This window comes from Pseudomonadota bacterium, assembly GCA_023229365.1.
In the GTDB taxonomy this organism is placed as follows: Bacteria; Myxococcota_A; Polyangia; order JAAYKL01; family JAAYKL01; genus JALNZK01.
Map to the genome: position 1 here is coordinate 1 of JALNZK010000040.1, position 20,710 is coordinate 20,710.

Consider the following 20,710-nt stretch of genomic DNA (forward strand, 5'->3'; position numbering starts at 1 on the left):
AACACTTTGGAGTCACCGCGAGTGCCCGGGGTCGATTCGCACGGACTCTGCACACCGCGGGGAACATCCAGGCGGGGCGCATATTGCATAGCTCCTTTGGAACCTCGTGGCCAGTTATTTTTTTTTTAATAGGCTACTTCGCCCCGGCGAACGCGACGAACGCGTCGTAGAGCGCATCGGCTTTCGAGATCTAGCCGAACGAGAAGCCGAGCGACAGCTCCGCGCCCCAGAACCGCTGGCCGACGATCCCGATCTCTCCCGCCGCGGCGACGAAGAACCACTCGCGCACGTACAGCCGGGCGCCGACCCGCGCCGAGAAGCCGAACGAGCACGCCCCGTACCCGACCGTCTCGCCGTCCACCACGAGCTCGGTGCTCACCCAGTCCACCTCGCCGATGAGGTCGACGAACGGCGCGAACCGCCCGATCGCGATCTCGCCGCCGATGCCGAACCGCAGCTCGTACGGTCGGATCTTCTGCACCGCGATCTCACGCTCGACGCCGGCCACGTCGTAGGAGCGCCGCGTGTCCGCGGGCTCGAACGACGCGAACGGGAAGTCGACGCCGGCCGTCATCCGCACGTGCGACACGACGAGCCGCAGGTCGTACCGGAGCCCGAACACCGTGCAGTCGTCGTACGGCGCCTGGCCGAACGGCTCCACGAGCGCCTTGACGCCCGCGACGCCGCCGCCCCCCTTCTCGTGCGCGAAGCTCTCGCCGTCGTACCGCCGCGCGCCGGCGATGAACCCCATCGTGAGCTCGAAGTGGTCGAGCTCGTCGTCGTCCTCCACGATGGTGGCCGGCCCGGCGTCGTCCTCCTCGGCGGCGGCCGGATCCACCGCGGCGCAGATCGCCGCGCCGAGCAGCAGTCCGATAATCGTGCGCGTTTCCATGGCGTCACCTCCGCGGCGAGGTGATGCTCACGCCGTGCCAAAATGGTGCGAAGCGCCCGACGCAGCCGGCCATCCGCGGGACTCCGTGCGAATCCTGCGGGGCGCGACGCGCGTGCGAAGCGCCGTACGCGTGGCAGCCGCGCCACACCGTGACCGCACGGCACAGGCGGAGCGCCGCCGCGCCCCGGTGCCCTTCTTGCGCTAGAGATCGACGCCGACGTTGAGCATGCCGTAGACGATGAGCTGGTCCGCGAAGCCCAGCCCCTCGAGGTTGGTCCAGGCGAAGCCGACCGCCGGGGTGAGGTAGAAGACGCCCGTCGCGTACCAGGTCAGGCCGGCCTTGACCCCCACGTCGAAGGTGTTGTCCTGCATCTTCTCATCCGCGCGGAGCCACGCCTTGTAGCCGAACGACGCGCCGAGATCGAGGCTCAGGGTCTCCGCCTCGTCGAGCACGAACGATCGGCCGACGCTCGGGCTGAGGTAGAGGTAGCTGTACTCGGCGATCGCGTCCTGGACGCCCGCCATGTACGTGACGGTCAGCCCGAGGTCGACGGCCGTCGACCAGGTGATCGACGCGCCCGGCTCGAGCCAGATGGGGGCGCCGCGGGTGAGCGTCACGTCCTCGTCCGCGAACGGGTAGAGGTAGGCGTACAGCTGCAGGCCGAGCGCGACCGTGTCGGTCAATCCGAACTCGTAGGTCGCGAAGAGGTCCTGCTCGGCGCCGACGCCGGCGTCGATGTTGTCGCGCAGGTTGGGGCCGTTGAGCTGGAACGCGGCCCACCAGCCCAGGGAGAGGCCGGTGTCGGCGACGCTCCAGGTGACGCCCGGCGCGAGCAGTGTGTGCGGATCGAGCTGCGCGCTCTCCTGGAACAGGTTCAGGCCGCGGAACACGTAGTGGGTCGCGAAGCCCAGGTCGAGGTTGATGCCCGCCCCCTCGTCCGCCGAGTCCTCGGCCGGCGCCTCGGCCGCGGCTTCGGAGGGCTCCGTCTCCGCGAGCGCCGACGACTGCGCGGCGAGGCACGCCGCGATGAACGCGCAAGACGCCGTTTTCGATGTCATGTCCGACTACTCCTCTCGCCGCTCGAGGCGGCACTCGGGAGGCGGGCAGGACGGCGTGCCAGCGGTGTCGAAAAAGAACTCTTCGGGGACGTAGAGGTTGCGCACGGCGCGCTCGTGGGCGTCCGGCATGTATTTCACCCAGAGCTTGATCGGCACCTCCGCGAGGTCGGCGCACGCCGGCGCGCGGCACAAGCTGAGCACGAAGTCCATGAAGTAGCGCACGTTCGTCGCGAGGTGGCCGTTGTAGTCCTGGAGCCCCCGCTGCACCCGGACGCGCTCCTCGTGCATGCTGCGTCCGATCTCCGACTCGAGCAGCTCCTCGAAGCTCGCGACGATCATCTCGAGGCGGACCGTGTCCTCGGCGCTCTCGACGAACGCCCGGTACTCTTCGGCGACCGTGTCCCGATCGAAGCCGCGGAACGACAGGACGCGCAGGAAGGAGTCGTCGGGCGGCGCGGCGAGGAGCCGGGCCTTGGGCAGCGCGAAGGCGAGCTTCAGGTTGATGCCGTTGTAGTGCCCGACGTGGTGCTCCTCCTCGGCGATCTCGACCCCCGGCGTCGCGGCGAGGAGATCGCGAAACCCGCCGAAGGCGTCCGGCTCGACGATCACCTTGACCCCCGCCACGTCCGGGATCTCGAGCTCCGGGAGCTCGGACTGGATCGTCCCCTGCTTGATGCTCTTCAGGAGCCGGCGCTCGGCGTGGTTGAACTCCTCGACCATCATCTCCTGGGGCGTGATGAGCTGATCCTTGGAGATCCCCAGGCTCCGCGCGCGCTCCTCGGCGAGCACGTCGGCGTTCGCGCGGATGCGGCCGAGCATGAAGTCGATGATCCGCCGCGAGCCCTTCTCGGCGATGCGCCGGATCCGCTTGATGCGGGAGGAGCCGACGAACCGCGCCGAGTCGTCCGCGCCGTTGACGTAGATGGCGCCGTCGATCGGGGTGTCCCGGTAGTAGTCCTCCGGGAAGCGTCGGTAGCGCTCGAGCATCTCCTCGACGCGCGGGTTCACGTACTGCGGGTGCGCGACGATGAAGTCCTTGAGCTGCCCCTTGAGCCGCACGGAGTAGCGCGTCGGATCGATCCCGTGAAACGCATGGAGAACGTCGCGCGCGAACCAATCGATCCACAGGCGCGCTATGTACGAATTGAAATTGATGATGGTCTTCAGGCGCATGACGTCGCCTGGCGCGGGCCTGTCGACCATCCAGCGCGTGAGGATCTCGGACAGCGCCGAGCGGTGTACGAAGCCGTCGATCAAGAGCATGGACGCTGCGTACCACTACTCGGCGGTCGTTGTCGAGCTTGGCTCGGAGCGCATCTGCCACAGGCGGATGCCGCCGATCCCCTGCAGATCGTGGGTCGCGGTCACGACGCACCCGTTCGCGGCGTAGAAACCCACGTTCGACTCCTTGTCGGTCTCGAGGCACATGGGGACGCGGTCCGCGGCGGCGATCTCGGCGAGGCGGGAGAACAGCGCCCGGCCGAGCCCCCGACCCTGGCGTTCCGGGGGCACGCCGAGGAAATACAGGTACCAGTGCGGCTGTGCGGGGTGGAGGCGGCTCAGGATCCCGTCGTACCGCGCGAGCCGGACGAACGGCTTCGGCCCGATCGTGAGGAAACCGAGGCCGGAGCGCACCCACCGGAAGAACGGCAGCGGCCACGCGCCGGGGGGGTACGCGATCGCCGCGCCTTGGATCTCGCCGTCGGCGCGCGCCGCGAGCACGCGCCCGAAGGACAGCGCGCCGAGCGTGACCGAGGAGAGCCCGCGCCGGAAGCGGCGCCGGATCGCGTCCTCCGGCACACCCTCGAAGGCGAACCGCATCGACGGAAGGTCCCAGAGCGCGTCCGTGAGCACGCGAGCGACCTGCTCCGCGTCCTTCCGGTCGATCTCCCCTACGCTGCACGCGATGGACGTCATGGGACCCACCGTAAGGATACCGCGCGGGCGCCGCGGCACCACGTGGCCCGCGTCTTTTTGGAGAAAATCCTGCCGCGGCTGTCGTATGCTGCCCCCATGCCGGACGCGAAGCAGGCCGTCGGCGCGCGCTACGCGGCGCTGATCCGCGAGATCGCGGCACACGACCGGGCGTACTACGTCCTCGCCGCGCCGACGATCGGCGACCGTGACTACGATCGCCTGTTCGCCGAGCTCGCCGAGCTCGAGCGCGCGCACCCGGAGCTCGCGCGGCCGGACTCGCCAACGCGGCGGGTCGGCGGCGAGCTCGCGGCCGGGTTCGCCCGCGTCCGCCACCTGCGGCGCATGTACAGCCTCGACAACAGCTACAGCGAGGACGACGTTCGCGAGTTCATGGCCCGCGCCCGCGAGGCGCTCGGCGGCGCGAAGGTCGCGTGGGTCGTCGAGCCCAAGCTCGACGGCGCCTCCATGGAGCTCGTCTACCAGGGCGGCTCGCTCGCGCTCGCCCTGACGCGCGGGGACGGCGTGGAGGGCGAGGACGTCACGACAAACATCCGCACGATCCGGAGCCTGCCGCTCGGCGTGCCGTGCGGCGGCGAGGTGATCGCGCGCGGCGAGGTGTTCATCGACAGCGCGGATCTCGAAGCCGTCAACGAGGTGCGCGAGGCGGCCGGGGATCCGCCGTTCGCGAACCCCCGCAACGCGGCGGCCGGATCGCTCCGGCTGCTCGATCCGAAGGAGGCGGCCCGGCGCCCGCTGCGCATCTTCCTCTACGAGCTCGTCGCCGCGCCCGATCTCCCGGAGACCCACCTCGGGTGCCTCGCGCGGCTCGAGGCGCTCGGGCTGCCGGTGCACGGCATGCAGCGGGCGTGCGGCACCGACGACGACGTCATCGCCGCGCTGGGCGCGTTCGCCGCGGCCCGCAAGGCGCTCCCGTTCGACATCGACGGCGCCGTGGTGAAGGTCGACCTTCTCGCGGCGCGGGAGAAGCTCGGCTCGACCGCGCGGTTCCCGCGCTGGGCGGCGGCGTACAAGTTCGAGACCGAGAAGGCCGAGACGAGGCTGCTCGACATCGCGGTGCAGGTCGGCCGCACCGGCGCGCTGACGCCGGTGGCGGTGCTCGAGCCCGTGGCGCTCGCCGGCACCGTCGTGAGCCGCGCGACGCTGCACAACGAGGACGAGATCCGCACCAAGGACATCCGCGTCGGCGACACGGTGATCGTCGAGAAGGCCGGGGAGATCATCCCGCGGGTCGTCGGCGTGGCGCGGGCGTCCGACGCGCGTCGCGGCCCGCCGTTCTCGATGCCCGCGGCGTGCCCGGCGTGCGGCGCGCCGCCGTCCCGCGGCGAGGGGGAGGCGCGCTGGCGCTGCCCGAACCGGCTCGCGTGCCCCGGGCAGCTCAAGGCGTCGCTCCTGCACTTCGCGTCCCGCAAGGCGATGGACATCGAGCACCTCGGCCCGTCGCTCGTCGATCAGCTCGTGGATCACGGGCTCGTGCGCGACGTCGCAGGGCTCTACCGCGTCGGCGAGGTCGAGCTCGAGGAGCTCGAGCGGATGGGGCAGAAGAGCGCGCGAAACGCGATCGAGGCGATCCAGGCGAGCCGGACGCGCCCGCTGCACAGGCTCATCACCGGCCTCGGCATCCCGCTCGTCGGCGAGGTCGCGGCGGTCCAGCTGGCGGCCCGCTACGGATCGCTGTCGCGCTTCGCTGCCGCCGAGCCGGAGATCGAGCGCGCGGAGCTGTCCGCGGTGTTCGGCATCGGCGAGAAGATCGCGGCCGCCGTAGCGGACGCCCTCTCGGACGATCGGTTCCTCGGCGTGATCCGCGAGCTGCTCGATCTCGGGATCGATCCCGCCGCGGAGGCCGCGGCCGAGGGCCCGATCGCCGGCGCGTCGTTCTGCATCACGGGGACGCTGTCGGCGCCGCGGCACGTCGTGCAGGAGCGGATCCGCGCCGCCGGCGGAGAGCTCCACACGGCGGTCAAGCGCGGCACCCGCTACCTCGTGGCCGGCGCCGACGTCGGCAAGGCCAAGCTCGAGAAGGCGCGCGCCCTAGGCACGGCGGTGATCGACGAGGCCGCGCTCGAGCGGCTGCTCGCGGGGGGGGAACTATGAACAGCGACGGCAGGCTCTTTCCGAAAGGCGCTCCGAAGCCCGCGTCCGCGCTCCTCGGTGAGTACGAGCGGCTGCGGGCGGCCGGCTTCGACGGCCTCGACCGTCTCCCGGCCGCGGATCTCGACTGGCTGCAGCGCATCCACGACAAACACCTCGACTTTTACAAGGAGGAACGCCGCCTGCACTTCGGCGCGTTCGCGCTCGTGGGGCTCGCGTTCGTCGTCCTGCTCGGGCCGACCCTCACCCTGGCCGAGACCGACTTCTTCCTCCCGCTCGCCGCCGCCGAGACGCTCCTGTTCCTGCTGCTCGTGCCGTACGTATTCGTCTACCACCGATACGAGGAGGGCGTGCGCCGCATGATGCGCGAATCGGTGCGGCTCGAGGACGCGCGGCGCGCCCGAGGCGAAAATTCTTGCCAACCGGATTGAAATCCAGTTGAATCTCAGCCAGTTGATCGTGAGAGGCCTCGCCGCTAGTGGCGGGGCTTCGGTGTTTTCGGGTCACGGAGCTGGAGAGAAAGATGAAGAAGCTATTTGTCGGCAGCCTGTCCTTCAACACGACGGAGAGCGAGCTCGAGGCCGCATTCAACCGCTTCGGCAAGCTCGCCGAGGTCAAGGTCATCACGGACAGGATGACCGGGCGCTCCCGCGGGTTCGGGTTCATTACGTTCGAGACGGACGAGGCGGCGCAGGCCGCGATGTCCGAAATGGACGGCACGACCCTCGACGGCCGCACGATCACGGTCAACGAAGCCCAAGAGCAGCGGCGCGACGGCGGCGGACGCGGCGGACGCGGCGGCGGACGCGGCGGACGCGGCGGCGGCGGGCGCGATCGCAACTGGTAAGCGCACCCCCGAGCCTCACAGGTCCATCGGGTCTCTGGCGGCGAGCCGCCCTGCACGGGCGGTACCGGCATCGATCCGCGCGGCGCCTTTCCGCGGACCTTGACACCGCCGCACGGCGAAGGGTAGATCGTGCGGTTTCCTCGTTCGTGTTCCAAGGAGGCTGAATTGTCTTCGATTATCAAGAAGTTGAGCCCGGTCGAGGTCGAGATCGAGATCACGGTGCCCGCGGCGGACGTCGGCGCCGCCATCGAGGGCGCCCTCTCCCGGATCGGGAGGGAGGCCCAGATCCGCGGCTTTCGCAAGGGCAAGGCGCCCCGCAGCGTCGTGAAGCGCATGTACGGCAAGGCGCTTCTCGGCGAGCTGACCTCGGAGCTCGTCTCTGAGCACTACCTCGCGGCGCTCACCGAGCACGATCTCGACCCGGTGACCGATCCGGAGCTCAAGTCCTCGGGCGAGGTCGAGGAGGGCAAGCCGTTCACCTGCACGCTCAAGGTCGAGGTCGGGCCGCGGCTGGAAGCGCTCGCGGTCGACGGCATCGAGCTCGAGCGGCGCAAGTCGGCGCCGAGCCCGGCCGAGGTCGAAGCGGAGCTGCGCCGGCTCCAGTCCGTCATGGCCAAGACGACCCCCCTCGCGTCGCCGCGGCCCGCGCAGGTGGGCGACGCGGTCCGGCTCGAGATCCGGCGCTGGCGCGACGGCGCCTTCCAGGAGCAGCCGCTGCCGGCGCAGGAGCTCATCCTGTCCGAGGAGGAGCTGCGGCCCGAGCTCTTCGCGGCGCTCCCGGGCCTTTCCGCCGGCGACGAGCGCGAGGTGGTGTTCCCGCCCGAGGGGCCGGACACGGAGCCCGCGAAGTTCCTGTGCAAGGTGCTCGAGATCAAGGAGCGCGCGCTGCCGGCGATCGACGACGAGCTCGCCAAGGACATGGGCGACTTCGACACGATCGCCGCGCTCCGGGAGGACATCGCGAAGAAGCGCACCGAGGCGCTCGAGCGCGACGAGGAGAAGCGCCTGCGCCACGAGCTGTTCGAGAAGCTGCGGGAGAAGAACCCGCTCGAGCTGCCGCCGCGCGTGCTGGCGCAGCAGGCGGAGGCGATGGCGAACCAGCTGCTCGGCATGATGGGGTCCGGCGCGGCCGAGGACGGCCCCGGGAAGGACGTGGCCGACAAGCTCGGGGAGAGCGCGAAGACCGCGGCGAAGGAGATCGTGCACCAGCACTTCCTGATGCGGGAGATCGCGCGGCTCCACGGGCTCTCGATCACCGACGAGGACGTGGAGGCGGAGCTCTCCCAGATGGCGGCCGCCACGGGGCTGCCGCTGCCGCAGATCAAGGCGCGCATCGCCCAGGGGGGGCGTCTTTCGGAGCTCAAGGTCGGCCTCATGGAACGCAAGGTTTTTGATTTCGTGCGCCCCAAGGTTAAGATCACCCTTGTCGATCCGCCGGCGACCCCGTCGGGCGGCGAGGAACGGCGAAAGGACGCGAAATGACGTTCAGCGACGACGCGCCGAAGTTTCGGGCTGACGGGTTCATCCCGTACCCGCAGGTCGTGGAGCAGACCCACCGCGGCGAGCGCAGCTGGGACATCTTCTCGCGGCTCCTCAAGGACCGGATCGTCTTCCTCGGGACCGGGATCAACGACGACGTGGCGAACATCATCGTCGCCCAGTTCCTGTACCTCGAGTCCGACGACCCCGAGAAGGAGATCATGCTCTACATCAACTCGCCGGGCGGCTCGGTGAACTCGGGCCTGGCGATCTACGACACGATGCAGCACGTGCGGTGCCCGGTATCGACGATCTGCATCGGGCAAGCGGCGTCGATGGCCGCGGTGCTGCTCGCGTCCGGCGAGCCCGGGAAGCGCCTGGCGCTGCCCAACGCCCGCGTCCTGATCCACCAGCCGCACGGCGGCATGTCGGGCCAGGCGTCGGACATCGAGATCCACGCCCGCGAGATCCTGCGGCTGCGGGAGCGGCTGAACGAGATCCTCGTGCGGCACACCGGCAAGCCGATGGACAAGATCAAGTCCGACACGGACCGCGACTACATCCTGACAGCCGAGGATGCGAAGGCGTACGGCCTCATCGACGAGGTGATGGCACCGAAGAAGAAGGGCGCCGGCGAGCCCTGACCGCGACCCATCAGGTTGCGGCGCGCGCACGCGGCCCTATAATTGGGGTGGTTTCGACCACCCAGCGAGGTGAACGGCCTTGACCCGCGGCAGAGGAAACGACCGTCCGACTCTGAGCTGCTCGTTCTGCGGCAAGAGCCAGAAGGAGGTCCGGAAGCTCATCGCCGGGCCGACGGTCTACATCTGCGACGAGTGCATCAGCCTGTGCAACGACATCATCGCGGAGGAGCTCGAGACGCCCGAGCAGCGCGGCGGCCTCAAGGCGCTGCCCAAGCCCGCCGAGATCATGGACTTCCTGAACCAGTACGTCATCGGCCAGCAGCACGCCAAGCGCGTCCTGGCGGTGGCGGTCTACAACCACTACAAGCGGATCGACGCCGCGCCGAAGAACGACGATGTCGAGCTCCAGAAGTCGAACATCCTCCTGCTCGGCCCCACCGGGTGCGGCAAGACCGAGCTCGCGAAGACGCTCGCCCGCATGCTCAACGTCCCGTTCGCGATCGCGGACGCCACGGCGCTCACCGAGGCCGGCTACGTGGGCGAGGACGTCGAGAACATCATCGTCCAGCTGCTGCAGAACGCCGATCACGACATCGAGCGCGCGCAGCGCGGCATCATCTACATCGACGAGGTCGACAAGCTCTCGCGCAAGAGCGACAACCCCTCCATCACCCGCGACGTGTCCGGCGAGGGCGTGCAGCAGGCGCTGCTCAAGATCATCGAGGGCACGGTCGCGAACGTGCCGCCCAAGGGCGGCCGCAAGCACCCGCAGCAGGACTTCCTCCAGGTCGACACGACGAACATCCTGTTCATCTGCGGCGGGGCGTTCCACGGGCTCGAGAAGCTCGTCGAGCACCGGATCGGCCGCAAGACGATCGGCTTCGGCGCCAAGACCGAGAGCGTGAGCGAGAAGCCGATAGGCGAGCTGCTCAAGGAGGTCCAGCCCGAGGATCTGCTCAAGTACGGCATGATCCCGGAGTTCGTCGGCCGGCTGCCGATCGTGGCGACGCTGAACGAGCTCGACGAGACCGCGCTCGTGGATATCCTGCTCAAGCCCAAGAACGCGCTCGTCAAGCAGTACCAGAAGCTCTTCATGATGGACAACGTCAAGCTGACGTTCACCGACGGCGCCCTCAAGGCCGTGGCGCGCTCGGCGATGGAGCGATCCACCGGCGCCCGCGGCCTGCGCTCGGTGCTCGAGGCGACGATGCTCGACGTGATGTTCGAGATCCCCTCGATGAACCGGCCCAAGGAAGTGGTCATTTCCGAGGAGGTCGTCGCCAGCGGCGAACGGCCCCTCGTCGTCCTCGAGAAAGACAGGGCAGAACCGGCCTGACGCGGCGGGGGGGACCTCGTGCGTCCCTCGGTCGCGTCTGCGCTTGGGAGAGGTGTGTCATGGCCGATCACGACGACAAGCAACCGCCGAAGCCGAGCCCGAACGGGACCGCGCCGCTCCTCCCCCTGCGCGACATCATCGTGTTCCCGCACATGGTCGTGCCGCTGTTCGTGGGCAGGGAGAAGTCGATCGCCGCGCTCGAGTCGGCGATGAAGGGCGACAAGTTCATCCTGCTCGCGGCGCAGAAGTCGGCCAAGACCAACGCCCCGTCCGAGGAGGACATCTACGGGGTCGGCACGCTCGGCACGATCGTGCAGCTGCTCCGCCTCCCCGACGGCACGGTCAAGGTGCTCGTCGAGGGCAAGCGGCGGGCGCGGATCCGGCGCTACCTGCCGGTCGCGGAGCAGTTCGAGGTCGAGTACGAGCTCGTGGAGGAGGCGGTCGAGGAGTCGGTCGAGATGGAGGGGCTCGTGCGCGAGGTCCAGTCGACCTTCGAGGCGTACATCAAGCTCAACAAGCAGATCCCGCCGGAGATGCTGATGACCGTCCAGGGGATGGACGACCCGTCGCGGCTCGCGGACACGATCGTCGTCAACCTCTCCGCCGTCAAGCTCGAGGACCGCCAGGAGATCCTCGAGGACGCGAACGTGCGCGCCCGCCTCGAGCGGCTCTACCAGCTCATGCGCGGCGAGATCGAGATCCTGCAGGTCGAGCGCCGCATCCGCACCCGCGTCAAGAAGCAGATGGAGAAGACGCAGAAGGAGTACTACCTCAACGAGCAGATGCAGGCGATCCAGCGCGAGCTCGGCGAGAAGGACGAGTTCCGCGGCGAGCTCCTCGAGATCGAGCAGAAGCTGAAGAAGAAGCAGGGCCTGTCCGAGGAGGCGCTCGACAAGGCGAAGAAGGAGATCAAGAAGCTCCAGATGATGTCGCCGATGAGCGCCGAGGCGACCGTGGTCCGCAACTACGTCGACTGGATCGCGGCGCTGCCGTGGGGCGAGTTCACGGAGGAGAACTACGACATCGACAAGGCGGAGCGGATCCTCGAGGAGGACCACTACGGCCTCAAGAAGATCAAGGAGCGAATCGTCGAGTACCTCGCGGTGCAGGCGCTCGTGAAGAAGCTCAAGGGACCCATCCTGTGCTTCGTCGGCCCGCCCGGCACGGGGAAGACGTCGCTCGCGAAGTCGGTCGCGCGCGCCACCGGGCGCAAGTTCCTCCGCCTCTCGCTCGGCGGCGTGCGGGACGAGGCCGAGATCCGCGGGCACCGCCGGACGTACATCGGCGCGCTGCCGGGCAAGATCATCCAGTCGCTGCGCAAGGTCGGCTCCGGCAACCCGGTGTTCCTCCTCGACGAGGTCGACAAGATGAGCTCCGACTTCCGCGGGGATCCGGCGTCGGCGCTGCTCGAGGTGCTCGATCCCGAGCAGAACTACATGTTCAACGATCACTACCTGGATCTCGACTACGACCTGTCGACGGTCCTGTTCATCACGACGGCGAACACGCTCGCCGGCATCCCGCTGCCGCTCCAGGACCGCATGGAGATCATCGAGCTGTCGAGCTACACGGAGTACGAGAAGCTGAACATCGCGACGCGCTACCTGGTGCCCCGGCAGAAGGAGGCCGCCGGCCTGGCGGCGGTCGACTGCGAGATGCCCGAGGCCGCGATCCGCACGATCATCAACCACTACACGCGGGAGGCGGGCGTCCGCAACCTCGAACGCGAGATCTCGTCCGTGTTCCGGAAGGTGGCGCGGCAGGTCGTCAAGGAGGGCGCGGGCCAGAAGATCCTGATCGGCGCGAAGGAGATCCCGAGGCTCCTCGGCGTGCCGCGGTTCACGGTGGGCAAGAAGGAGGAGGAGGACCGCATCGGGCTGGTCAACGGGCTCGCGGTGACGAGCTGCGGCGGGGATCTCCTCCCCACCGAGGTCGCCGTGGTGCCGGGCAAGGGGAAGCTCATCCTCACGGGCCACATCGGCCAGGTGATGCAGGAGTCGGCGCAGGCCGCGCTGACCTACGTCCGGTCGCGCGCCGAGACGCTCGGGCTGCCCGAGGAGTTCCACAAGAAGATCGACGTGCACATCCACTTCCCGGAGGGCGCGGTGCCCAAGGACGGCCCGTCGGCCGGGATCACCGCCGCGACCTGCCTCGTCTCCGCGCTCACCAAGATCCCGGTCCGCGCGGACGTCGCGATGACGGGCGAGATCACGCTCAGGGGCCGCGTCCTGCCGATCGGCGGGCTCAAGGAGAAGATCCTGGCGGCGCACCGGGGCCGCGTGCGGACCGTGATCATGCCCGCCGAGAACCGGAAGGACATCCACGACATCCCGTCGCGCGTGCTCAAGACGATGCGGCTCGTCCTCGTCGACCACATGGACCAGGTGATCCGCGAGGCGTTCACCGATCCCGAGATCGGCAAGCGGCTCGGCGCCGAGCACGAGACGCTCGTCTACCAGGAGGGCCGCCTCGTCCAGCCCGAGCCCGCGATCGACGCCCCGGCGCCGGTCGGCTGACACAGTCTGTGCCGCCCCACCGGCTGACCTTCGGTTTCCACCGCTAGAAAAATCGGGCACTTGGCGCTCACACGCGCGGTACACTGTCCTGGCTCGGAACTTGCTGCATTCCTGCTCCGGCGCGTCGCGCCGAGGAGGGAATCATGTCGAAGAACATCGCGCGTCTCGGCCTTGGGCTCCTGCTGCTCGTCGGTCTCGCCGCATTCGCGTGCGACGATTCGGCCGAAGGCGATGAGGATGCAGGGGTGGACTCCGATACGGACATCGACACCGACTCGGACGCCGACACCGACACCGGTGTCGACTGTAGCGGATCGCTCGCGTTCGAGGATGAATACCTCGAGCTGGCGGTGCGTGTCGCGATCAGCAAAATGGAGGGAGAGATCTACTCGGAGGATGTTGCGGGCCTCACGGAGTTGAACGCGGAGGCGTACGCAGTGAACTCGCTCGAGGGGATTCAGTGTCTGACCTCCCTGACAACCCTGGAGCTCGGTGATGACACCGGCTACTCCGGGTGGGGTGGTGTCCCCGACATCTCGCCACTTTCCGCGCTGACGTCCCTGACGCACCTCGATCTTTCATGGACCGCAGTGACCGACCTGTCTCCGATTTCGTTTCTCACTTCACTGACGTATCTCGATTTGCACGAGTGTGAGTACGCCAGTGGTTTCGCCGCGCTGGCCACCCTCCATTCATTGCAGCATCTCGACCTTTCTCTCGTCATGAAAACCATCGACCTTGCTTCTTTCTCCTCGCTCACCGCCCTGACGTACCTCGACCTGCGTTGGAACACCGTCAACGATGTAACGCCGCTCGCTTCGCTCGCTTCCCTGACACACCTTGATCTCTTCGCCACAAGTCAAGTCAGCGACGTCGCTCCGCTGTCCAGCCTCACGGCCCTGACGTATCTCGACATCTCACACAACATGGTGGAGAGCGTCGCACCGCTCTCGATGCTGACCTCGCTCACGACACTCAACCTCGAAGGAAACCAGATTTCCGATATATCCCCGCTCTCCTCCCTTGCCGTCCTCGCCGAGCTCAGGCTCGGTTACAACCAGATCGTCGACATCTCGCCGCTCTCCTCCCTAACCACCCTGACGTACCTCGATCTCTCCGCTAACCAGATCAGCGATCTGACGCCGTTGTCTCCCATCACCGCGTTGACACAGCTCTATGCGCGCCAGAACCAGATCGCCGATCTCTCGCCGATCTCCTCGCTCACGGCTTTGACGATCGCCGATTTCTCGTACAACCAGATCGTGGATCTCACACCGTTCTCTTCGTTGGGCACACTGGATCGCCTGTATTTGGAAGCCAACCAGATTGGCGATCTCGCCCCGTTTTCAACAGGCGCCGTGCCGACGCTGCTCGATGTCAACGATAACGAAATCACGACTCTCGCGCCTCTCGTCGCCAACCTCGGGGTCGGCGTCGAACACGAGGTGAAGGTAACTCTGAATCCGGTTGACGAGGCGGCCGAGGCAGGCAACATCTCGGCGCTACAGACTCGCGGTGTATGTGTTTGGGGCGACTGGTTCGACCCCGACGACGAGGATTCGGACACACCCGTGTGCTGGGAGTATTGAACGTACAGTTTTCCGTTCCCCTCCCACCTTTCTCCAATTTCGGATCGAACCCGCCCGAGAATCGTATAAGCTCTCGGAACGTCCCAAAGGTCCGCGGTTTCGTTCACGCTTTTCGCGTCGCAACGGAGGATTCGCCATGAAACGGTTGTTCGTCGCTTTCGTATTCGCGTCGCTCGCGGTCGCCGGCATGGCGCCGAGCTGCGGCGGCCGCACCGACAAGACGGCCACGAAGGCCCCGGTCGTCGAGCAGCCGAAGCTCGCGGGCGGCGACGAGGTGAGCTTCGTCGAGGACGAGGATCTCGAGGGGATGAAGCTGCGCCTGCGCGAGGTGGGCGCGCCGCGCGACGAGCAGCCGAGGCTCGCCGTGGCGCCGGGCGCCCAGCTCACGAAGGCCGAGCTCGACAAGCTGCTCGCACGCACCGAGGGGTTCGCGGCCGAGATCGGCGACGCGAAGGAGTTCGCCATGCGGCCGGGCTCGGCGCCGCCGCCGCTCACCGGGAAGAAGGTCGACCTCCCGTTCCCGCCCGAGATCGCGCTCAAGCCCCCGGAGTCGGGCAAGCCCGGGACGCTCGAGGTGATCCGGTTCGCGCCCGAGGGCGACGTGCCGATCGCCCCGCACCTGAGCCTCACCTTCTCGCGGCCCATGGTGGCGGTCACCTCGCAGGAGGAGGCCGCGAAGACCAGGCCCGCGACCGTGTCGCCGCAGCCCGCCGGGAGCTGGCGCTGGCTCGGCACGCGCACGCTGATCTTCGAGCCCGACAAGCGGTTCCCGATGGCGACCGACTACGCGGTCGAGGTGCCGGCCGGCACGGCGTCGGCCACGGGCGACAAGCTGAAGGAGGCGGTCAAGTTCGCGTTCACGACCCCGCCGCCGATGATCGTCGGCAAGTTCCCGCAGTACGGCCCGCGCGACATCGACCCCGTGATCTTCGTGGAGTTCGATCAGCGGATCGACGCGAACGCGATCGCCGAGATGACGCGGCTCAAGCACGGCGGCAAGTCGATCGCGCTGCGGGTCGCGACGGACGAGGAGATCGCCGCGGACGACGACGTGCGCGATCTCGTCGCCCGGGCCGAGAAGGGCCGGTTCGCCGCGCTCACGGCCGGCTCGAAGATCCCCAAGGGCACGCACTTCGACGTGGTCGTGAAGAAGGGCACGCCCTCGGCCGAGGGGCCGAAGACGACCCAGAAGGACCAGTCGTTCGAGTTCTACACCTACTCGCCGCTCGAGATCGAGCGCTCGCGGTGCGGCTGGAACGACGAGTGCCCGCCGACGCAGGATTGGTCGATCGAGTTCAACAACCCGCTCGACGCCGACGCGTTCGATCCGACCGCGATCCAGATCGAGCCCGCCGTGCCGGGCGCCGTGATCCGGCTGTGGGGCGACACGATCAACATCGGCGGGATGAAGCAGGGCCGCACGCGCTACACCGTGACGATCCCGGCGTCGACAAAGGACAAGTTCGGCCAGACGCTCGAGAAGACCGAGCACGTCACGTTCGAGGTCGGCCCGGCCGAGGAGACGCTGTTCGGGCCCGGCAAGGAGCTCGTCACGCTGGATCCGTCCGGCCCGCCGAAGCTCGCGATCCACAGCATCAACCACGACAAGCTCAAGGTGCGGATCCACAAGGTCTCCCCCGCCGACTACGGCGCGTGGAACGAGTGGCGGCGCAACTACCGGTACGAGACGACCAAGCCCGGGCCGCTGCCCGGGAAGCGCGTCTCTGACCGCTCGGTCAAGGTCGAGGGCGAGCCGGACCGGCTCGCGCAGACGCACGTGGATCTCTCGAAGCTCGTCGAGAAGCGCCACGGCCACTTCATCGTGCACGTCGAGCCGGCCAAGCAGCCCAAGGAGAAGTGGCGCCGCCAGGAGGTGCTCGTCTGGGTGCAGGTGACCGACCTCGGCGTCACGGCGTTCGTCGACGCGACCGAGATGCTCGTCTGGGCCACGCGCTTAGCGGACGGCAAGGCGGTCGAGGGCGCGGACGCCCAGCTCGCGCCCGGCTCCGGCATCAAGGGGGTCACCGACGGCGTGGGGCTCGCGCGGCTCGCGCTCGGCTCGGATCCGTCGAAGGCGCAGCTGCTCCTGGTTTCGACGCGCGACGACGCGGCGTTCCTGCCGGCGGACGAGTACGGCTACTGGGGCGGCTCCGGCTTCCAGGGCTCCAAGCCGAGCCCGGAGGCGCGCTGGTACGCCTTCGACGACCGCGGCCTGTACCGGCCCGGCGAGGAGGTGCGCGTCAAGGGGTGGATCCGCGCCTTCGATCCGGCCGTGCACGGCGACGTGGGCGCCCTGCCCTCGAAGCCCGAGAAGATCTCCTGGAAGCTCCGCGACTCGCGCGGCAACGACATCTCCAAGGGCGACGTCAAGGTGAGCGCGCTCGCCGGGTTCCACGTGGCGCTCACGCTGCCGAAGGAGATCAATTTGGGCACGGCGTGGCTCGAGCTGACCGCCGAGGGCGCGGGCGTCTCGAACACGACGTTCTCCCACCCGATCCAGATCCAGGAGTTCCGCAGGCCGGAGTTCGAGGTGAGCGCCGACGCGTCGCCCGGACCCTACGTGCTCGGCACCGAGGCGACCGCCTCGGTCTCCGCGAAGTACTACGCGGGCGGCGGGCTCCCGAACGCGCCCGTGATCTGGCGCGCCTACGCGGCGCGGGCCGACTACACGCCGCCGGATCGCGATGAGTTCCAGTTCGGCCCGTGGAGCCCCTGGTGGCGCTTCTTCGGCGGCGGCGGCGCGGGCGGCGAGACGGCCACGCTCGAGGGCAAGACCGACGCGATCGGGGATCACCGCGTGGCGATCCGCTTCGAGGCGGTGAACCCGGTGCGGCCGATGACCGTGACCGCCGAGGCGACGGTGACCGACGTCAACCGCCAGGCGTGGACCGCGCGGCGCGAGCTGCTCGTGCACCCGGCCGATCTGTACGTCGGGCTCAAGACCGCGCGCGGCTTCTACCCCAAGGGCGATCCTATCGAGGTCGAGGCGATCGCGGTCGACCTCGACGGCAAGGCGGCGACCGGGGTCGCGCTGGCGCTCGAGTTCGCGCGGCTCGAGGCGATGTGGAAGGCGGGCGAGTGGAGCGAGGAGGAGCTCGACGTCGAGAGCTGCTCGGTCGGCTCGGCCGAGGAGCCGGTGAAGTGCTCGTTCCACCCGAAGGTGGGCGGCACCTACCGCGTGCGAGGCACGCTGCGCGACGCGTACGGCCGTCGCAACCTCACCGAGATCCGCGTGTGGGTCGAGGGCGGGGAGACGCCGCCGTCGCGCGAGGTCGAGCAGGAGAAGCTGACGCTCGTCCCCGAGAAGGAGGAGTACCAGCCGGGCGAGACCGCCGCACTGCTCGTGCAGTCGCCGTTCTACCCGGCCGAGGGCGTGCTCACGATCCGGCGCTCCGGCCTCGTGCGCGAGGAGCGCTTCACGATGAAGGGGCCGACGGCCCGGCTGTCGGTGCCGATCCTGGAGGAGCACATCCCGAGCGTCTTCGTGCAGGTCGACGTGACCGGCGCCGCGGTGCGCAGCGACGACAAGGGCAAGCCGCGCGAGGATCTGCCGCGCCGCGTGGCCTACGCGACCGGCAGCCTGACGTTCAAGGTCCCGCCGCTCGCCCGCACGCTCTCCGTGAAGGCCGAGCCGCGGGTCAAGGCGATCGAGCCGGGCGGCGGCACGAAGATCGACCTCGTCGTGAAGGGCGCGGACGGCGCGCCGGTGAAGGGGGCGGAGCTCGTCGTGGTCGCCGCCGACGAGGCGGTGCTCGCGCTCACCGGCTACAAGCTGCCGAATCCGATCGACGTGTTCTACACGGCGCGCGGCGCCGGCGTGCAGGACTACCACTCGCGCAGCCAGGTGCTGCTCACGGATCCGAGCGCCCTCGCGGTGGCCGAGGCGGGGCGCATGTCGATGGACAACGCGCCCATGGCGCAGTCGGCGATGCCGCCGCCTTCGCCGATGATGGCGATGCCCTCGGCCGCGCCCGGCGGCGGCGAGGGCGGCGGCGCCATGCGCGGCATGAAGATGGCCGAGTCGTTGATGGACGAGGAGGCGTCCGCCGAGCGCGACAAGGCGCCCATGAAGTCGAAGAAGGCCTCGAAGGGCGACATGGGCGGCGACGACGACGGGGGCGGCGCCATCGCGGTGCGCACGAACTTCGAGGCGCTCGCCCTGTTCGCGCCCGAGGTCGTGACCGACGCCAAGGGCAAGGCGACCGTCGACATCAAGCTGCCCGACTCGCTGACGCGCTACAGGATCATGGTCGTCGCCGTGGAGGGCGGCAAGCGGTTCGGCTCGGGCGAGTCGAACCTCACCGCGCGGCTGCCGCTCATGGCGCGGCCGTCGCCGCCGCGGTTCCTCAACTTCGGCGACGTCTTCGAGCTGCCGGTCGTGCTGCAGAACCAGACCGACAAGCCGATGACGGTGGACGTCGCCGTGCGCGCGACGAACGTCTTCATAGCCAAGGACCGCGCGTCGGCCGTGCCGGGCACGGGCAAGCGCGGCGTCACGAGCTCGGGCAGGCGCGTGGAGGTGCCTGCGAACGACCGCGTCGAGGTGCGCTTCCCGGCCGCCTCCGAGAAGGCGGGGACCGCGCGGTTCGAGGTGATCGCCGCGAGCGGGGCGAGCTCCGACGCGGCCCGGTTCGAGCTGCCGGTGTGGACGCCGGCCACGGCCGAGGCGTTCGCCACCTACGGCGAGATCGACAAGGGCTCGCTCATCCAGCCGGTCCGGGCGCCCGGCGACGTGTGGCCGCAGTTCGGGGGCCTCGAGATCACGACCTCGTCCACGCAGCTCCAGGCGCTGACCGACGCGGTGCTCTATCTCGTCAGCTACCCGTTCGACTGCAACGAGCAGATCTCGAGCCGCGTGCTCGCCATCGCCGCGCTGCGCGACGTCCTGAGCGCGTTCGAGGCCGAGGGGCTGCCCGAGCCCAAGGAGCTCGAGGAGCTCGTGAAGCGCGATCTCGCGAAGCTCGCCGCGCGGCAGAACTACGACGGCGGCTTCTCGTTCTGGCGCAAGGGCGACGAGGGGTGGCCGTACCTCACGATCCATGTGGCGAGCGCGCTCGCGCGGGCCAAGGCCAAGGGCTACGAGGTGCCGCCGCTCATGTGGCAGCGCGCCGAGCGCTACCTCGAGGACATCGAGCGCCACATCCCGGCGTGGTACTCGATGGAGAGCCGCTGGATGATCCGGGCGTACGCGCTCCACGTGCTCCACCTGATGGGCAAGTCGGACGCGAAGAAGGCGAAGGCGCTCCTCGACGAGGCCGGGATGAAGAAGCTCTCGTTCGAGAGCCTGGGCTTCATCCTGCCTTTGCTGCACGCGGGCGGCGAGGCCGACGCGGTCAAGCAGATCCTGCGCCACATGACGAACAACGCGACCGAGACCGCCGGCGCGGCCCACTTCGTCACGGGCTACACCGACGGCGCGCACGTGCTCCTGCACTCCGACAGGCGCGTCGACGGCATCGTGCTCGAGGCACTCATCCTCGTCGATCCCAAGAACGACCTCATCCCCAAGGTCGTGCGCGGGCTGCTCGCCCACAAGACGCGCGGCAAGTGGCTCAACACGCAGGAGAACGCGTTCATCCTGCTCGCGCTCGACCGCTACTTCAACGTCTACGAGAAGACCACGCCGGACTTCGTCGCGCGCGTGTGGCTGGGCGAGAACTTCGCCGGCGAGCACGCGTTCAAGGGCCGCACGACCGAGCGCGCCCAGATCGACGTGCCGATGAGCTTCGTCGCCGAGCGCAAGGGCGACCAGCCGCTCGTGCTGCAGAAGGACGGCAAGGGCCGGCTGTACTACCGGATCGGCATGCGCTACGCGCCGAAGGATCTCGATCTCGAGGCCGCGGACTACGGCTTCACCGTCGAGCGGTCGTACGCGGCGATCGACGATCCGGCGGACGTGAAGCGCGACACCGACGGCACCTGGCGCATCCGGGCCGGCGCCCGCGTGCGGGTGCGGCTCACGATGGTCGCGGAGGCGCGGCGGTACCACGTCGCGCTCATCGATCCGATGCCGGCCGGGCTCGAGGCGGTGAACCCCGAGCTCGCGACGACCGAGAAGCTGCCGGTCGACAAGGACAAGCCGGAGGACAAGATGACGACCCGCTACTGGTGGTGGTGGCGGCCGTGGTACGAGCACGAGAACATGCGCGACGAGCGGGTCGAGGCGTTCACGTCGCTCCTGTGGGACGGCGTCTACAACTACAGCTACGTCGCCCGCGCCACGACGCCGGGCGCATTCGTCGTGCCGCCGGCCCGCGCCGAGGAGATGTACAGCCCCGAGACGTTCGGCAGGAGCGCAACGGACAAGGTGATCGTGGAGTAG

13 protein-coding genes are annotated in these 20,710 nt (G+C 68.8%); 9 read left to right on the top strand and 4 right to left on the bottom strand.

What is annotated here, in order from left to right; all coding sequences use genetic code 11:
• Positions 1-190 precede the first annotated feature (190 nt).
• From M0R80_16300 to M0R80_16315, 4 genes are all read right to left on the bottom strand, one after another.
• The gene (locus M0R80_16300) at positions 191-892 is read right to left on the bottom strand and encodes a hypothetical protein (GenBank protein ID MCK9461189.1); all 702 of its coding nucleotides are present in this window, start codon (positions 890-892) and stop codon (positions 191-193) included.
• A gap of 201 nt (positions 893-1,093) precedes the next feature.
• Positions 1,094-1,951, bottom strand: coding sequence for a hypothetical protein (locus tag M0R80_16305; protein ID MCK9461190.1), 858 nt, complete (start codon positions 1,949-1,951; stop codon positions 1,094-1,096).
• Positions 1,952-1,957: 6 nt separating this feature from the next.
• Entirely contained in the window at positions 1,958-3,214 is a 1,257-nt protein-coding gene (locus tag M0R80_16310; protein MCK9461191.1) for a hypothetical protein, read from the bottom strand.
• A 15-nt stretch (positions 3,215-3,229) separates the two neighbouring features.
• Positions 3,230-3,868, bottom strand: a complete 639-nt coding sequence (locus M0R80_16315) for a GNAT family N-acetyltransferase (GenBank protein MCK9461192.1) — start codon at positions 3,866-3,868, stop codon at positions 3,230-3,232.
• Positions 3,869-3,964: 96 nt separating this feature from the next.
• Here M0R80_16315 and ligA point away from each other — a divergent pair, with 96 nt between their 5' ends.
• The 9 genes from ligA to M0R80_16360 all read left to right on the top strand — a co-directional run bounded on the left by ligA (position 3,965) and on the right by M0R80_16360 (position 20,710).
• Positions 3,965-5,980, top strand: a complete 2,016-nt coding sequence (gene ligA / locus M0R80_16320; GenBank protein MCK9461193.1) for an NAD-dependent DNA ligase LigA — start codon at positions 3,965-3,967, stop codon at positions 5,978-5,980.
• Complete coding sequence (locus tag M0R80_16325) at positions 5,977-6,408, top strand: hypothetical protein (protein ID MCK9461194.1); 432 nt, start codon at positions 5,977-5,979, stop codon at positions 6,406-6,408. Before ligA ends, M0R80_16325 begins: the two co-directional genes overlap by 4 nt.
• Before the next feature lie 92 nt (positions 6,409-6,500).
• Positions 6,501-6,824, top strand: a complete 324-nt coding sequence (locus tag M0R80_16330; protein ID MCK9461195.1) for an RNA-binding protein — start codon at positions 6,501-6,503, stop codon at positions 6,822-6,824.
• A 165-nt stretch (positions 6,825-6,989) separates the two neighbouring features.
• Positions 6,990-8,306 (top strand): trigger factor, encoded by a 1,317-nt coding sequence (tig, locus tag M0R80_16335; protein MCK9461196.1) that lies wholly within the window; start codon positions 6,990-6,992, stop codon positions 8,304-8,306.
• Entirely contained in the window at positions 8,303-8,947 is a 645-nt protein-coding gene (locus tag M0R80_16340; GenBank protein MCK9461197.1) for an ATP-dependent Clp protease proteolytic subunit, read from the top strand. Before tig ends, M0R80_16340 begins: the two co-directional genes overlap by 4 nt.
• A gap of 79 nt (positions 8,948-9,026) precedes the next feature.
• Positions 9,027-10,283, top strand: a complete 1,257-nt coding sequence (gene clpX / locus M0R80_16345; protein ID MCK9461198.1) for an ATP-dependent Clp protease ATP-binding subunit ClpX — start codon at positions 9,027-9,029, stop codon at positions 10,281-10,283.
• Positions 10,284-10,342: 59 nt separating this feature from the next.
• Positions 10,343-12,799, top strand: coding sequence for an endopeptidase La (gene lon, locus M0R80_16350; protein ID MCK9461199.1), 2,457 nt, complete (start codon positions 10,343-10,345; stop codon positions 12,797-12,799).
• Positions 12,800-12,942: 143 nt separating this feature from the next.
• Entirely contained in the window at positions 12,943-14,388 is a 1,446-nt protein-coding gene (locus M0R80_16355) for a leucine-rich repeat domain-containing protein (GenBank protein ID MCK9461200.1), read from the top strand.
• A gap of 136 nt (positions 14,389-14,524) precedes the next feature.
• Entirely contained in the window at positions 14,525-20,710 is a 6,186-nt protein-coding gene (locus M0R80_16360) for an Ig-like domain-containing protein (protein ID MCK9461201.1), read from the top strand.